This is a genomic window from Pseudomonas sp. CLCA07 (assembly GCF_053615335.1).
The window spans coordinates 3,787,125-3,803,595 of record NZ_CM132131.1; the positions used below are offsets into that span (position 1 = coordinate 3,787,125).

Annotated in this window: 12 protein-coding genes; 1 reads left to right on the forward strand and 11 read right to left on the reverse strand. The window is 60.2% G+C overall.

Annotation, left to right across the window (positions count from 1 at the left end; translation table 11 throughout):
* Positions 1–6,039 carry an NEL-type E3 ubiquitin ligase domain-containing protein gene (locus tag ACWGZX_RS17440; protein ID WP_452624759.1) on the forward strand — a complete coding sequence of 2,013 codons (6,039 nt, stop codon included), beginning with the start codon at positions 1–3 and terminating at the stop codon, positions 6,037–6,039.
* Between the two features lie 75 nt (positions 6,040–6,114).
* On the opposite strand, the gene ureC is transcribed toward ACWGZX_RS17440, so the two are convergent.
* The 11 genes from ureC to urtA all read right to left on the reverse strand — a co-directional run bounded on the left by ureC (position 6,115) and on the right by urtA (position 16,376).
* Positions 6,115–7,815, reverse strand: coding sequence for an urease subunit alpha (gene ureC, locus ACWGZX_RS17445; protein WP_452624760.1), 1,701 nt, complete (start codon positions 7,813–7,815; stop codon positions 6,115–6,117).
* A 150-nt stretch (positions 7,816–7,965) separates the two neighbouring features.
* Positions 7,966–8,271: an urease subunit beta gene (locus ACWGZX_RS17450; RefSeq protein WP_452624761.1), complete on the reverse strand. Its 306-nt coding sequence runs from the start codon at positions 8,269–8,271 to the stop codon at positions 7,966–7,968.
* A complete protein-coding gene (locus ACWGZX_RS17455) occupies positions 8,271–8,804 on the reverse strand; it encodes a GNAT family N-acetyltransferase (RefSeq protein ID WP_452624762.1) in 534 nt (177 codons plus the stop codon). The genes ACWGZX_RS17450 and ACWGZX_RS17455 overlap by 1 nt, the downstream gene beginning before the upstream one ends.
* Before the next feature lie 6 nt (positions 8,805–8,810).
* The gene (locus tag ACWGZX_RS17460) at positions 8,811–9,344 is read right to left on the reverse strand and encodes an N-acetyltransferase family protein (RefSeq protein WP_452624763.1); all 534 of its coding nucleotides are present in this window, start codon (positions 9,342–9,344) and stop codon (positions 8,811–8,813) included.
* A gap of 9 nt (positions 9,345–9,353) precedes the next feature.
* Positions 9,354–9,656: an urease subunit gamma gene (locus tag ACWGZX_RS17465; protein WP_452624764.1), complete on the reverse strand. Its 303-nt coding sequence runs from the start codon at positions 9,654–9,656 to the stop codon at positions 9,354–9,356.
* A gap of 138 nt (positions 9,657–9,794) precedes the next feature.
* Complete coding sequence (locus ACWGZX_RS17470) at positions 9,795–10,634, reverse strand: urease accessory protein UreD (protein WP_452624765.1); 840 nt, start codon at positions 10,632–10,634, stop codon at positions 9,795–9,797.
* A 43-nt stretch (positions 10,635–10,677) separates the two neighbouring features.
* A complete protein-coding gene (urtE, locus tag ACWGZX_RS17475) occupies positions 10,678–11,376 on the reverse strand; it encodes an urea ABC transporter ATP-binding subunit UrtE (RefSeq protein ID WP_008031204.1) in 699 nt (232 codons plus the stop codon).
* 130 nt (positions 11,377–11,506) lie between these two features.
* A complete protein-coding gene (urtD, locus tag ACWGZX_RS17480; protein ID WP_452624766.1) occupies positions 11,507–12,376 on the reverse strand; it encodes an urea ABC transporter ATP-binding protein UrtD in 870 nt (289 codons plus the stop codon).
* On the reverse strand, positions 12,373–13,452 hold the full coding sequence (urtC, locus tag ACWGZX_RS17485) for an urea ABC transporter permease subunit UrtC (protein WP_452624767.1): 1,080 nt from the start codon (positions 13,450–13,452) through the stop codon (positions 12,373–12,375). Before urtC ends, urtD begins: the two co-directional genes overlap by 4 nt.
* Complete coding sequence (gene urtB / locus ACWGZX_RS17490; RefSeq protein ID WP_452624768.1) at positions 13,452–14,954, reverse strand: urea ABC transporter permease subunit UrtB; 1,503 nt, start codon at positions 14,952–14,954, stop codon at positions 13,452–13,454. The genes urtC and urtB overlap by 1 nt, the downstream gene beginning before the upstream one ends.
* 156 nt (positions 14,955–15,110) lie before the next feature.
* Positions 15,111–16,376 (reverse strand): urea ABC transporter substrate-binding protein, encoded by a 1,266-nt coding sequence (urtA, locus tag ACWGZX_RS17495; RefSeq protein ID WP_452624769.1) that lies wholly within the window; start codon positions 16,374–16,376, stop codon positions 15,111–15,113.
* Between the last annotated feature and the right edge of the window lie 95 nt (positions 16,377–16,471).

Here is a 16,471-nt window from a genome sequence, read left to right on the forward strand (position 1 = left end):
TTGCGAAACAAACACGAAAGCAACGACAACAATGCAGCGCAATCACCCGCTGCCGAGCTACAAAGTGCTCACGCCGAATTCATCGCCAATGCCATTCCGGCCTGGCTGGTGAATGCTTCGTCCGAACGGCGAGAGGCGCTGAAAAACGCTCCGCTGATTCTTCCCGACTGGTATCTGGCGGCATCGCAGGCGCAGCGTCAGGCCTTGAACGCGAGTTTTGTGGCGAGTGTGACGTCGCAGAACCTGCTGGATAAAACCATGTCGCGCCTGCAGGACATTGATGCTTTTGCGCAGCCGTTACTGGTCAAGGCGCTCAAGGATCAGTTCGCCGTTGAGTTGGACGTCAAAAAAACTTTCCTGCAACTGATAAAGCCCTTGGAGTTGGGCATTTTCGACATAGAGGTCGGCACCTTCGAGGTGTTGAAATTGCCTATGCTGCAAGCCGCGTTGCACAACTTCGAAGAGCAGGAGTGTGCTCCCGCGCACTTTCATTCTTCCTCAGGCTTTGTTGTCGAATCGAACCCGGGCCAGTTCAGCAAGGTGACTACTGCCTTGACGGTGATGCAGTACCTGAAGCTGTGTCGGGAGCTGGACATCGGTGCGAAGTATCAGGCGTACCTGAAGGACTTTTTGCAACCGTCGGATCCCGTGGCCGAAGCCGTGCTGCGCAAGCGGTTTGTGAACAGTCAAAAGGATGCGATGCGCGCGGCTGCCGAGCTCGCCTTGCTGAAGAAGGACATCGAACCGAAGGATTACTCGATGATCCTTTCGGTCATTGATGGAGAAATCAATCCTCGAATGGGCAACAAGCAAGTCTGGTTTCGCGACATGGGGCTGATGAAGTGCACCATGACCGGCTGCATCTTGTTTGTGATCAGCGAGAAGTATCGATACACCGATGAAGTCATTCTCTACATTCCCCATGATCCGGAACATCCGTTAAAGCGCTACAACAGCCGCGAGATGGAGGCATCCCTCAAACGCCGTTTCATGGCCGCAGACGCTTCACTGTCCGGCGATGGCGGCCCGACGGCTTATCAACGCTTTTTCAGCCGGTTCGTCGCCTATGCCGATCGACCGTATTACTTCAGTCAGTTCACGCAGCCATCAGCCGATTCACCGCGTGACCCTCTGGCAATTCTGCGTTCTCCCTTTGGGGCAATATTTGAAGTGCTCAACCCGGTTTCGGTCTTTACCAAACCCAATGAGCTGCCTCCCAGGCCGCCGGGCCGGCAAGTGCCGATCGACGATCCCTATCTGCATGTAACGGGCAGAACGCCGCGGGGATTATGGGCTCCGAATATCGATCTCTGGGAGGATACCTACACAAAACATCGAGACAGAATAATTGCCGATGCCCGCAGTCACGCAGTTCCCTCTGCCGATGTCGATGCCAGGGTCCGAGCGGAAAAAATCGCCCATTTGCTTGAAGTCGGCATGCTGGTATTGAACGTCGCCTCGATGTTCGTACCGGTGCTGGGTGAGGTGATGATGGGGGTAATGGCCGGCCAGATGCTGTACGAGACATTCGAAGGGGTCATTGAGTGGAGCGAAGGTGATCGCAAGGCCGCCTGGGCTCACCTGACCGACGTGGCGGAAAACCTCGCGCTGATTGCCGTGCTGCACGGGGCGGGAAAAGGCCTGGGCAAACTGGCAGCGGTGAAGCCCGAACCCGTGGTCGAGGAGTTGAAACCGGTCACGCTGCCCACAGGGCAAGAACGGCTGTGGAAACCGGACCTTGGCCCTTACAAGTCTGCCATTACGTTACCGGCGGATTCGCAGCCTGACGGACTGGGGCTGCACTCGGTCAACGGCCAGGTCATTCTGCCGCTCGATGAGGCGCGCTTTTTGGTCAGGCAAGATCCCGCCAGCGGTGAATATTGCATCCAGCACCCGCGCCGGCCCGAGGCCTATGCACCGCACCTGGACCATAACGGTGCGGGCGCATGGAGCCACGAAGGTGAAGAACCCTTGAGCTGGGACGGTTCGGTCCTGATGCGGCGGTTGGGCTATCGCACGCAGGTCTTCACGGATGCGCAACTGGAGCAGGTGCGCATCGCCAGTGGCGTTGAGCACGATCAGCTGCGTCGCCTGCATGTCGAACAACAGCCACCAGGGGCGCAGCTGTCCGACACCCTCACGCGTTTTCGAATCGACCGGGACATTGAAAGCTTCGGGGAACAGATCGGCAGCGATGACCCTGAGGTTTACGCCAAGGCTGATCTACGCCTGCAATTCAGGCTCATGCGCAGTCAGGAGTTGTTGCCCGCTACACCCTCGATCAAAGTCCTGGACAGCAAGGCAAAAACTATCTGGGAAGACCCGGTAACAGGCGCCGGGCAATCACGCCGGTTGACGTTCGTCGTGAGTGATCGCGAAGTGGCGAACGGCACGGTGCTCACGTCGCTGCTGGACCTGTTCAAAGCGCAACGGGTCGATATCGTACGTGTTCCGGGAACAGCGGATTTGACGCTGGAACAACGCGCCGCTGAGTTGCGCAAGGAAATCTCACGCGCCGTGCAGAACAGGAAATACTCATTGTTCGAGTCTCTGTATCGAGAACAGGATGCCAACGCCCAGGGTTTAAAGGCGCGACTAAAGGTGTTTTTCCCGCAGCTGCCCAGCGTCGTTGTGCAAGAGATACTGCAAGGCGCGACTCAGGCAGAACGGCTGGCCCTGGACAAACCCGGACCCTTGCCTCAGCGCCTTTACGAGCAGGCCGAACGGGCCCGGCAGGAGCTGCGTGTGGCTCATGCCTATGAAGGCCTCTATATCGAGTCCTCCTCCAGCATCGACAGCGAACGGTTGGCCCTGCACAGTCTTGAAGCGCTGCCTGGCTGGCCGAAGGACGCGCATTTCGAGCTGCGCGAGTACGGGGCACAAGGGAAATTATTGGACGCAATCGGTCCTGTGCAGAGTCCGGTCCGAGCGGTGATGGCGGTTGATGCGAACACCCGGTTTGCTCAATCGACTTCTGCAAGCCTCTATTCGTCTGTATTGCAGGCCCTGACGGCAGAGGAACGCCAGGCATTGGGCTTCACGCTGCAAGAGGCCGAACGATTGAAAATGACGGTGCAACATTCGCCGTTGCCGCGAGATCAGTTGCGGGCGGTGCTTCAGAAGCACCGAGTGCTCAAGCCAAGTGTCGAGCCAGGCATGAAGTTGCTTGGTGGCGTTGGCCCGTTGCCGTCGGGGCAGCAGATGGCCAGTTTTTTCCGCACGCCGCGTGCGCGGGTGCTCAAGCTCTATCCGGACTTCAGTGAGGCCGAGGTCGAATCCGTCCTGCGCTCATTGGGCGACGACGTTCGTGGTGGATTGACTCGACGTGAAGCCGAGTGCACAACCCTCAAAAAAGAGTTGGATACCTGGGTTCAGTCCCGCGTCACGGCAGAGCGCAGCCCCGCTGTAGCTGGGCGGTTCCCGGGTGCGCGTGAGCGCCAGATAGCCAGCAATATCACCCGCTGCTGGCGTCGGCAGACTGGCTCGACACTGAGGATAGACTCGACCGTTGAGCTGCCGTCCTTGAGTGCCCGATTCGAGCATGTCGAGACGCTCGCGCTGACCGGTACAGGTGTGCGTAACCTCAATGCGTTTCTCAAGGGGTTCACCGAACTCAAGGCGTTGAGTCTGGAGGGCATGTCCCGGCTCAGCGAATTGCCCGAGACAGTCGGTGAAATGCAAGGTCTGACCCGCTTGAGCCTCAGAGGCAGCAGGGTTCGATGGAATGAACACACGGCTGCCGTGCTCGGGAAATTGAGTGCGCTTGAGACGCTCGACTTGTTGAAAACCCCGCTGGGTATCGCACCTGACTTCAGCACCATGACTCGATTGAAAAACATCAACCTCAGCGGCACGGGCATCGACCAATGGCCCTTGGGCATGGAGAATCTGCCCGATTTGCAAGTGCTGGACTTGCGCGAGAACCACCTGACCGAACTGCCCCAAGAGATGCTCTCTACGGCGGATGATCATCTTGAAGCAAACGCCAGGGTGAATCGCGTCACCCTTCTTGAGGGCAACCCGTTTACTCGTCAGGGCTGGCAGCAGCTCAAGGACTATCGGGATCGTCTGCAAGTGCTAAGGCCTGAGCTCCTGGAGGGAAGCCTGCCGGATGCCTTCAAAGTTCAGGACACAATGAGCACCAGGGTTCGCCAGCTGTACCCCGGCTTCGACGAATTCGATGTTGAGGAATTTCTGCAAACCCACGGGCTCGCGGCCCAGACCGAGCTGGCTCGCCTCGAGCGTGAGTACGAAACGTTGAATCAGCAGCTGTCGGCCTGGGCGTTTTCCGGGGGCGGCGCACGTTCGCGCTATATTCGGGCGGGGCAGATGGCCGCTGGTTTGTCTGAGCGGGCAGAGCGTTACACCGCCGCAGACCGTATTCGAGAATGCTGGCGGCGGCAATCCCCGCAAAGGAACGCGGCCGACGGTAGCCCGATCGGTTTTGAGCTCGACTTGAGTGGCCAGACGCTCGACAGCGTGCCGGACCTTGAGGCCGATTTCAGTCATGTGGGTTCGCTAAAACTCAACAACATGGGCCTGAGCGTTTCGCCGGAGGGTTTTCTGGCGCATTTCAAAGGCGTGCGCTGGCTGGACCTGTCGAACAACCAGCTGACGGCGATACCACCGGCGCTGGACGACATGCACGGATTGACGCGTTTGTTTTTGCAGCGCAACCGTATTCGCCTGACGCCGGAAACGGCGGGGATCCTTTCGCGACGGACAACCCTCAGGGCGATCAACCTGGGGCGAAATCCGTTGGGCATGGCGCCGGACTTCACTCAAATTACGGACTTGCGTTCGCTCGGCCTGAATTCGATCGATATTGAAACGTGGCCGGAGGGGCTGGAGGCACAGCCTTTGCTGGATGTCGTCGATTTGAGAAACAACCGGATCACGACGATCCCGGAGGCGGTTATCGCACCGCCTGCTGAACAGCTGGCACGGGTGGCGCGCCGCAACAACCTCATCCATATCGGCGGCAACCCGCTGTCCGAGGTCGCCCAGCAACAATTGCGCGATTATTGGAGTCGACTTGAGCGTGAGGGTCTGGATGGGGAGGGTGCCATGCGACCGAGAGTCTTTGAGTATCAAGCCCCAGCCGAACGCGCGACAGTGGGAGGTCGGGAACTGACCTCGCTTCAGCGCTGGCTCAAAGACCTGCCCGCTGACCAGATTCCGGACAGGCAGGTGCAATGGCAATCACTGTCCGCACAGGAGGGGTCCCAAGGGTTTTTCCACGTGCTCAACGATCTCGAGAATGCCGGCGCCGGCCATGCTGACCTTCAGCGACGCGTATGGGAGGTCATCGACACCCTCACCGAGGTCAACCCCGAGTCAGTGGCGTTACGTCAGGAGATGTTCGAGTGGGCCGGCAGGCCTGCCTGTTGTGATCGTGCCGCGTTGTCATTCAGCAACCTGGAAATCATGGCGCTGGTGTACCGGGCGCGGACGCTGGCCATGGACGGCGAGCAGAGTGCAGCCCTGCTGAAACTGTCCAGAGGCTTGTTCCGGCTGGACGAGCTCGAGAAAATCGCGCTGGCCGATATCGAGCACCGCAAAATCGCAATCAATAACACGCCGGGTTTATCGGCAGGCCTCAAGACACAGCAGCTCAGATTTCTGGAAGAGGTCGAGATCAAACTCGCCTATCGCTACGGGCTCAAGGACCGGCTCGAATTACCGGGGCAGCCTCGACAAGTCCGTTTCGTCCACATGGGCAAAGTCACCCCCGCGATGCTTGATCAGGCCTGCGCCAAGGTGGTGGCGCTGGACGGTTCGCCTGAAGAGTTTCAGTCGCTGGTAGCAAAAGACTTCTGGAAAGACTTCGTCACCAACAAGTACCGGGCGCGGTTTGAAGCACAGCGCGAACCCTATCAGGCTCGCCTGGCCAGTCTGCGTGATCGCCAGCAGGCAGGCGAATTATCAGAGGCGCAATTCAAAGTGCAATCCGCTGACCTGGATGCTCAGTTGCAGATTGAGGAAGCTGTGCTGATCGAGAAGTTCTCTCGCGAGGAGTTGGTCAAACACCCGATCTAAACAAACGCTGCTAACCGATGAACAAAGGCCTGGATCTGCGCAAGCATCCAGGCCTTTTTTGTGCCGCTCAAGCGATCAAAACAGGAAGTAGCGCTGCGCCATTGGCAACACATCTGCCGGTTCACACCAGAGCAACACACCGTCGGCCTTGACCTGATACGTCTGCGGATCGACATCAATGTTCGGCAGGTAATCGTTATGGATCAGGTCGGTTTTCTGCACCTCACGGCAACCTTTCACCACCGCGATTTTCTTCTTCAGGCCCAAGGCTTCGGGCAGCCCGGCGTCCGAAGCGGCCTGGCTGATAAAGGTCAGGCTGGTGGCATGCAGCGAGCCGCCGTAGCTGGCGAACATCGGCCGGTAGTGCACCGGTTGCGGTGTCGGGATCGAGGCGTTGGCATCGCCCATCAGGCTGGCCGCGATGGCACCGCCCTTGAGGATTAGCGTCGGTTTGACCCCAAAAAACGCCGGGCGCCACAGCACCAGATCGGCCCATTTGCCGACTTCGATCGAACCCACTTCATGGCTGATGCCATGGGTGATTGCCGGGTTGATCGTGTACTTGGCGATGTAGCGTTTGGCGCGGAAGTTATCGTTGTCTTCGCCATCACCGGGCAGTGGGCCACGCTGTTTTTTCATCTTGTCGGCGGTCTGCCAGGTGCGGGTGATGACTTCACCGACGCGGCCCATGGCCTGGCTGTCGGAGCTGATCATCGAGAACGCGCCGAGGTCGTGCAGGATGTCTTCGGCGGCAATCGTCTCGCGGCGGATGCGGCTTTCGGCGAAGGCCACGTCTTCGGCAATGCTCGGGTCCAGGTGGTGGCAGACCATCAGCATGTCGAGGTGTTCGTCGATGGTGTTGCGGGTGAATGGGCGGGTCGGGTTGGTGGAACTCGGCAGCACGTTGGTAAAGCCGCAGGCCTTGATGATGTCCGGCGCATGACCGCCGCCCGCGCCTTCGGTGTGGTAGGTGTGGATGGTGCGGCCCTTGAAGGCGGCGAGGGTGGTTTCGACGAAACCGGATTCGTTGAGCGTGTCCGTGTGGATCGCCACCTGCACGTCGTACTGGTCGGCGACGCTCAGGCAGTTGTCGATACTCGCAGGAGTGGTGCCCCAGTCTTCGTGCAGCTTGAGGCCGATGGCGCCGGCCTTGACCTGCTCGATCAACGGCTCCGGCAGGCTGGCGTTGCCTTTGCCGGTGAGGCCGATGTTCATCGGGAACGCGTCGGCCGCCTGTAGCATGCGCGCCAGATGCCATGGCCCAGACGTGCAGGTGGTGGCATTGGTGCCGGTGGCCGGTCCCGTGCCGCCGCCGATCATGGTGGTGACGCCGCTCATCAACGCTTCTTCGATCTGCTGCGGGCAGATGAAGTGGATGTGCGTGTCGATGCCGCCAGCGGTGAGGATCATGCCTTCGCCAGCGATGACTTCGGTGCTGGCGCCGATGGCGATGGTCACGTTCGGCTGCACGTCCGGGTTGCCGGCCTTGCCGATGCCGGCGACGCGGCCGTCCTTGAGGCCGACGTCGGCTTTGACGATGCCCCAGTGGTCGATGATCAGCGCGTTGGTGATCACGGTGTCGACGACCTCGGCGGCCAACAGTTGGCTCTGGCCCTGACCATCGCGGATGACTTTGCCGCCGCCGAATTTCACTTCTTCGCCGTAAGTGGTGAAGTCTTTTTCGACTTCGATCCACAGCTCGGTGTCGGCCAGGCGAACCTTGTCGCCGACGGTGGGGCCGAACATGTCGGCGTAGGCTTGTCTTGAGATTTTCATGTGCTTGCCTTGGGATTCAATTGGGTTTGAGACCGCTCGCGTAGCTCGCTTTCGCTGGCAAGCCAGCTCCTACAGGGGAATCGCATCCACATGCGATCTCCTGTAGGAGCTGGCTCGCCAGCGAAGGGGCCGGTTCAGACGCCACAAAACTTAAAGGTCACCCATGATCCGCCCGGCAAACCCGAACACCCGGCGATGCCCGGCCAGATCCACCAACTCGACCTCACGACTCTGCCCCGGTTCAAAGCGCACGGCGGTGCCGGCGGGGATGTTCAGGCGCATGCCGCGGCTGGCGGCGCGGTCGAAAGTCAGGGCGTCATTGGTTTCAAAAAAGTGGTAATGCGAGCCGACCTGAATCGGCCGGTCGCCGCAGTTGGCCACTTTCAGGCTGACCGTGCGGCGGCCTACGTTGAGTTCGATATCGCCGGGCTGGATCTGGTATTCACCGGGAATCATCAGTGGGCTCCTTGCAGAATTTTGTAGTAGAGCGCAGTCGGTTTGTAGCGGCCGCTCGGGTCGCAGGCGTAGTCGGGGATTTCCCCCGCCCGGGTGTAACCCAGCGCCTTGTAGAAATCTTCAGCGGGTGAACCCGCCTCGGTGTCGAGGTAGAGCATGCCGCGCTTGTGCTGGAGAGCGGCCTGTTCCAAAGCGCTCATCAACTGTTGGCCCAGCCCCCGCCGACGTGCGTGTTCGCGAACCAGGAGTTTTTGCACTTCGGCGCGGTTCAGGCCATTGGCTTTCTGGCACAGGGTCAGTTGTACGCTGGCCTGCACTTGTTCGTCCTTGACCACCACCCACAGCAACACGTTGCCCTTGTTCAGGTTCTCCTGAACGTCATCGAAATAGGCGCGGGCCTGGGTGGCATCAAGATCAGCCATGAACCCGACGCTGGCGCCATAACCGACTGCGTCGAGCAGCAGATCAATCAAGCCCTGACGGTAGTGTGCAAAGCTTTCAACATTGACGCGGCGTAGCTGGGCGGCGTTCATCCGGAGTTACTCCTTGCGGGCGATTGGCGGCTCCGCGCCAGGATTGAGGGTCAGTTGCATGAAGGTCAGGTCCAGCCAGCGACCGAACTTGGTGCCCACCTGGGGCATTTGCCCGGTGGTGATGAAACCGGCGCGTTCATGTAGACGAATAGAGGCCGCGTTACCGCTTTCGATGGCCGCGACCATCACGTGTTTGTCGCAGCCTTTGGCGCGTTCGATCAGCGCCGTCATCAGTTGCGGGCCGAGTCCATTGCCACGCTGGTCGCTGCGCACATACACCGAGTGCTCAACGGTGTGGCGAAAGCCATCGAACGGCCGCCAGTCACCGAAGGACGCGTAACCCAGCACACTGTCGTCAGCGTCGACGATCACCAGAATCGGGTAGCCCTGAGCTTGCCGGGCACTGAACCAGGCCTGGCGGTTGCCGAGGTCTACGGCTTGTTCGTTCCAGATTGCCGTGGTGTTGAGCACGGCGTCGTTGTAGATGTCGCGGATCGCCGGCAGGTCGGCCAGTACCGCTTCGCGAATGTGGTAAGTCATGGCGGGGCCTCAGGCGATAGGTTGGTGGACGGTGACCAGTTTGGTGCCGTCGGGGAACGTCGCTTCAACCTGGATCTCCGGGATCATTTCCGCGATCCCTTCCATGACTTGTTCGCGGGTCAGCAAGGTCGTGCCGAAGTGCATCAAGTCGGCCACGGTCTGGCCGTCCCGCGCGCCTTCGAGCAGCGCAGCGGAGATGTAGGCCATGGCTTCCGGGTAATTGAGTTTCACGCCGCGTGCCAAACGACGCTCGGCCACGAGGCCGGCGGTGAAGATCAGCAGCTTGTCTTTTTCGCGTGGGGTCAGGTCCATTGTTGGAATCCATCTGGGCAGATAAAAAATATTCGGATCTGTAAATACAAAACCTGTAGGAGCTGGCTTGCCAGCGAAGGCGTACTCACTGACGCCAAAGGCTTCGCTGGCAAGCCAGCTCCTACAGGGGGACGGTGTTCAGGTGCTCCATATTCTGGGGGGGACGGCTTCGCGACCGAGCAGTGCCGGCCTGAGCAGTCGCCACAAATCGATCAACCAGCCCCGCGCCAATAGCGCTTCACTGGCCAGACAACGTGCAACCAACAGCCCCGGTAGCTGGGTCAAATCCCCGCGTACATCATTGGGCAGCGAACGACAGGTTTCCAGCAACGCACTGTCGATCTCTCCGGTCACCAGCAATGTCGCAAACACCGGTTGCCCGTCCAGCCCGATGGGCGAATCCAGCAAGCCGTCATTCCCGACAATGCGCTGGCGTTCGTGCCAGAGCAACTGGCCGTCACGGCGGATATCCAGATGCGCCTGAAAATGCCCGAGGTTAAAACGCTCGCCACTGGCCGGTCGACCCAGCGCCACAACGTCCCAGTAGAACAACCGCGCATCGCCTTCCAGCTCAATCGAGGTGCTCAATTCGGCCTGCGCATCACTGAAGATAATCGTCTCTTGCGGCAACCACTCCAGTGTCGCGCCCGAAGCCACCCTCAAATCAAGTGTCTGGTAGGCCGGGCCCGCCGCGCGATACCACTTGGCCGCGCCGGGGCTGGTGATTTGTGCCCAGGCGTTGGTGCCGACGCTGGCCGAAATGTCCAACCGATCACCGCCGGCAATCCCTCCGGGCGGGTGAATGATAATGTGCTGGCACACCTCGGGGCCTTCGGCATACAGGTGCTTTTGCACCCGCAGCGGGCCTTTATGGCGGCGCTGGACCGGGCGCGTGCTGTCGCCGAATCGGGCGTAGCCCAGCTCCAGCTCGGCGTGCCAGCTCGGCGTAAACAGGACAATAGGGGCAGGTAAATTCATGATTTCTAATTATCGTTAGGACGCTACAAATTAGATCGTAGCCTTAAATAGTGACTAGCCCACGCACACCTTCGGCTTCCATATTTTCGCCGCGACCTTGCTGCACGATCTCGCCGCGGGACATCACCAGGTATTGATCGGCCAGTTCGGCGGCGAAATCGTAGAACTGCTCCACCAGCAAAATCGCCATGTCACCCCGGGCCGCCAGTTTCTTGATCACCGCGCCGATCTCCTTGATCACCGATGGCTGGATGCCTTCGGTAGGCTCGTCGAGAATCAGCAACCGTGGACGGCTGGCCAGAGCCCTGCCGATAGCAAGCTGCTGCTGTTGACCACCCGACAAATCACCGCCGCGCCGCTGCTTCATTTGCAGCAGTACCGGGAACAACTCGTAGATGAACGCCGGGACTTCCTTGGCTTCGCTGCCGGGGAAGCGTGACAGGCCCATCAGCAGGTTCTCTTCCACGGTCAGCCGACCGAAAATCTCGCGACCCTGCGGCACATACGCGATCCCCGCATGCACGCGCTGGTGCGGCTTGAACGTGGTGATCGGCTTGCCTTCCCAGTTCACTGCGCCTTCTTTGGCCGGCAGCAAACCCATCAGGCACTTGAGCAATGTGGTTTTGCCCACACCGTTGCGCCCGAGCAGGCAGGTGACTTCACCGACTTTCACGTCAAACGTCAGGCCGCGCAGGATGTGGCTACCGCCGTAGTACTGGTGCAGCTTGTCGACTTGCAGCATGTTCAAATTCCCCTCAAATCCTTGTAGGAGCTGGCTTGCCAGCGAAGAGGTCAGCGCATTCAACATCAATGCTGACAGGTCCATCGCTTTCGCTGGCAAGCCAGCTCCTACAGGTTGTTCTTATGCAGGTTCAGCGACCGAGATACACCTCAATCACCCGCTCATTGTCCTGCACCTGTTCCAGCGACCCTTGCGCCAGCACGCTGCCCTGGTGCAACACGGTGACGTGGTCGGCAATCGAACCCACAAACCCCATGTCATGTTCCACCACCATGAGCGAATGCTTGCCCGCCAAGCTTTTGAACAGCTCGGCAGTGAATTCGGTTTCGGCGTCGGTCATGCCCGCCACGGGCTCGTCGAGCAGCAGCAATTGCGGGTCTTGCATCAGCAGCATGCCGATCTCCAGAAACTGCTTCTGACCGTGGGACAACAACCCCGCCGGGCGATTGACCGACGTCGTCAGGCAAATGGTTTCCAGCACTTCGCTGATGCGATCTTTCTGCTCGCCACTCAGGCGCGCCCGCAGGCTGGCCCACACCGACTTGTCGGTTTTCTGCGCCAGCTCCAGGTTCTCGAACACGCTCAAGGCCTCGAACACGGTCGGCTTCTGGAACTTGCGACCGATGCCGGCCTGGGCGATTTGCACTTCGCTCATCTGCGTCAGATCCAGGGTTTCACCGAACCAGGCTTTGCCGTGACTCGGGCGGGTTTTGCCGGTGATCACGTCCATCAGCGTGGTCTTGCCCGCGCCGTTGGGGCCGATGATGCAGCGCAGTTCGCCGACGCCGATGTACAGATTCAAGTCGTTCAGTGCCTTGAAGCCATCGAAGCTGACGCTGATGTCTTCCAGGGTCAGGATCGTGCCGTGGCGGGTATCGAGGCCGGGGCTGACGCGTTGGCCGTGGCTGATGGCATCGCGGCTGGTGCCGGCGTCCTTATTCGGTTCCACGGGGAAAAAGGCCGGTTCGAGCATGAATTCAGCCGTCGCAGTAACTCTCATTGCTCACCCCTTTTTTTCAGCAGACCGATCACGCCTTTAGGCAGATACAAAGTCACGATGATGAACAGCGCGCCGAGGAAGAACAGCCAGTATTCCGGGAACGCCACGGTGAACCAGCTCTTCATGCCGTTGACCACACCGGCGCCGAGCAGCGGGCCGATCAAGGTTCCGCGACCACCGAGGGCCACCCAAACCGCCGCTTCAATGGAGTTGGTCGGCGACATTTCACTCGGGTTGATGATCCCGACTTGCGGCACGTACAACGCACCCGCCAAGCCGCACAACACCGCGCTCAACACCCAGACAAACAGCTTGAAACCGCGCGGGTCGTAGCCGCAAAACATCAGGCGGTTTTCCGCATCGCGCAGCGCCGTCAGCACCCGACCGAACTTGCTCTGCGCCAGGCGCCAGCCGATGAACAGGCTCGCCACCAGCAACACCACCGTGGCGAAAAACAACACCGCACGGGTGCCGGGTTCGGTGATGCCGAAACCGAGAATGCTACGGAAGTTGGTGAAGCCGTTGTTGCCGCCAAATCCGGTCTCGTTGCGGAAAAACAGCAGCATCCCGGCGAAGGTCAGGGCCTGGGTCATGATCGAGAAATACACGCCCTTGATCCGCGAGCGGAAGGCGAAGAAGCCGAACACCAGCGCCAGCAATCCCGGCGCCAATACCACCAGACACATGGCCCAGAGGAAGCTACTGGTACCGGTCCAGTACCACGGCAATTCGGTCCACGACAGGAACGTCATGAACGCCGGCAAGCCATCGCCCGAGGCCTGGCGCATCAAGTACATGCCCATGGCGTAACCGCCGAGGGCGAAGAACAGGCCGTGGCCGAGGGACAGTAAACCGGCGTAACCCCAGACCAGATCCAGTGCCAGGGCGACGATGGCGTAGCAAAGAATCTTGCCCGCCAGCGTCAGGGTGTACGCCGAGATATGCAACGTGCTGTCTGCCGGCAGCAACGACAGCAGCGGCAATGCCAGCAACAGAACGAGGATGACCGCACCGACGGCAATCGTGGCTTTGGGGCCGGCTTTTTGGGTGGCGGTAACGAGCAGGGGCTGGTTCATCAGTCGATCACCCGTCCTTTGAGTGCGAAGAGGCCTTGCGGACGCTTCTGGATGAACAGAATGATCAGCGCGAGGATCAGGATCTTGCCGAGTACGGCGCCGATCTGCGGTTCGAGAATTTTGTTGGCGATACCGAGGCCGAACGCGGCGAGCACGCTACCGGCCAACTGGCCGACACCGCCGAGCACCACCACCAGGAACGAGTCGATGATGTAGCTCTGGCCGAGGTCCGGGCCGACGTTGCCGATCTGGCTCAGCGCCACGCCACCGAGGCCGGCAATGCCCGAGCCGAGGCCGAAGGCGAGCATGTCCACGCGACCGGTCGGCACGCCGCAGCACGCGGCCATGTTGCGGTTCTGGGTGACGGCGCGCACGTTCAAACCCAGGCGGGTCTTGTTCAGCAGCAGCCAGGTCAGCACCACCACGAACAGCGCGAAGGCGATGATGACGATGCGGTTATACGGCAGCACCAGATTCGGCAGCACTTGAATCCCGCCCGACAACCACGCCGGGTTGGCCACTTCAACGTTCTGCGCGCCGAACAACAAGCGTACCAGCTGAATCAGCATCAAACTGATGCCCCAGGTGGCGAGCAAGGTTTCCAGCGGGCGGCCGTAGAGGTGACGAATCACCATGCGCTCCAGCGCCATGCCGATGGCGGCGGTGACGAAAAACGCCACCGGCAATGCAATCAGCGGGTAGAACTCGATGGCCTGAGGGGCGTAGCGCTGGAATATCATCTGCACCACATACGTCGAGTAGGCGCCGAGCATCAGCATCTCGCCGTGAGCCATGTTGATCACGCCGAGCAGACCGAAAGTGATCGCCAGACCGAGGGCGGCGAGCAGCAGGATCGAACCGAGGGACATGCCGCTGAACGCCTGACCGAGCAGCTCACCGATCAGCAGTTTGCGTTTGACTTGGGCGAGGCTGGTTTCGGCGGCGGTGCGCACCGTGGTATCGGCTTCGACGCCCGGTGCCAGCAGGCTTTCGAGGCGGGTGCGGGCCAGTGGGTCGCCGGTTTCACCGAGCAAGCGCACAGCAGCGAGACGCACGGCCGGGTCGGTGTCGACCAGTTGCAGATTGGCCAATGCGAGGCTGAGCGCGGCGTGGACGCTTTCGTCTTTTTCGCCCGCCAGTTGCTGGTCGAGGAATTTCAGCTGCGCGGGTTTGGCGTTTTTTTGTAATTGCTGCGCGGCGGCCAGACGGGTTTTGGCGTCGGCGGAGAACAGTTGGTGACTGGCCAAGGCGGTGTCGATCAGACCCCGCAGGCGATTGTTCAGGCGCAGGGTTTTCGGTTGGCCATCGACGGTCAGTTCGCCTTGTTGCAGGGCGTTGATCAGCTCGATACGGGCCGGGTCGGGCTGTGCGGCCCAGGCTTCCAGCCGTTTGGCTTGCTGCACGGGGTTCGCGGCGACGAAGTCTTCGGCCTCGTTGGCGTGGGTGGCCATCGGCAGCAATAGCGCGATGGCGAGAATGAAGCGGTAAAGGGCAGTGAGCATGTCGAACGTCCTGGTCATACGCGGACCTTGTAGGAGCTGGCTTGCCAGCGAAGGCGGTTCATCAGGCAAACCGCGTGATGCTATTCGCTGGCAAGCCAGCTCCTACAGGTGTTGTGTCGGGCCCAGGGTGAGCGTCCGGGCCCGGCATCGCGGGGCTTAGTTGCTCTTCACCGCATACTCCGGTTTCTTGTCGTTTCCCTGAATGAACGGGCTCCACGGCTGGGCGCGGATCGGCCCTTCGGTCTGCCACACCACGTTGAACTGACCGTCGGCCTGAATCTCGCCGATCATCACGGGTTTGTGCAGGTGGTGGTTGGTCTTGTCCATGGTCAGGGTGTAGCCGGACGGTGCGGCAAAGGTCTGGCCGGCGAGGGCTTCGCGAACTTTGTCGACGTCGGTGGATTTGGCTTTTTCAGCCGCTTGCGCCCACATATGAATGCCGACGTAGGTGGCTTCCATCGGGTCGTTGGTCACCGCTTTGTCGGCGCCCGGCAGGTTGTGTTTCTTGGCGTAGGCTTTCCAGTCCGCGACGAACTTCTTGTTCTGCGGGTTCTCGACCGACTCAAAGTAGTTCCACGCCGCGAGGTTGCCCACCAGCGGTTTGGTGTCGATGCCGCGCAGTTCTTCTTCGCCCACCGAGAACGCCACGACCGGAACGTCGGTGGCTTTCAGGCCCTGGTTCGCCAGTTCTTTATAGAACGGCACGTTGGAGTCGCCGTTGACGGTCGAGATGACGGCAGTCTTGCCACCCGCCGAGAATTTTTTGATGTTGGCGACGATGGTCTGGTAATCGGCGTGGCCGAACGGGGTGTAGACCTCTTCGATGTCCTTGTCGGCCACACCTTTGGAATGCAGGAACGAACGCAGGATTTTGTTGGTGGTGCGCGGGTAGACGTAGTCGGTGCCGAGCAGGAAGTAACGCTTGGCGCTGCCGCCTTCTTCGCTCATCAGGTATTCAACGGCGGGGATAGCCTGCTGGTTCGGCGCGGCGCCGGTGTAGAACACGTTTGGCGACATCTCTTCGCCTTCGTATTGCACCGGGTAGAACAGCAAGCCGTTGAGCTCTTCAAACACCGGCAACACCGATTTACGCGACACCGAGGTCCAGCAACCGAACACCACGGCCACCTTGTCCTGAGTCAGTAGCTGACGGCCCTTTTCCGCGAACAGCGGCCAGTTCGACGCCGGGTCCACCACCACTGGCTCCAGCATCTTGCCGTTGACACCGCCCTTGGCGTTGATCTCGTCGATGGTCATCAGCGCCATGTCTTTGAGCGATGTTTCGGAGATCGCCATGGTGCCGGACAACGAATGCAGAATACCGACCTTGATGGTCTCGGCGGCCTGGACAGTCCAGGTCATGCCCATCGCGGCAATGCTTGCCGAGAGTGTGAAAGCCTTGATCAAGCTACGACGCTTCATTGTGCGATCTCCATGAACTTATGAATTTTCTTGGTTGGCAGATGCGGACTACTGAAGGGTGTTTTGCAAGGGCTGTGCCCGGTTGGCAAAAGTCG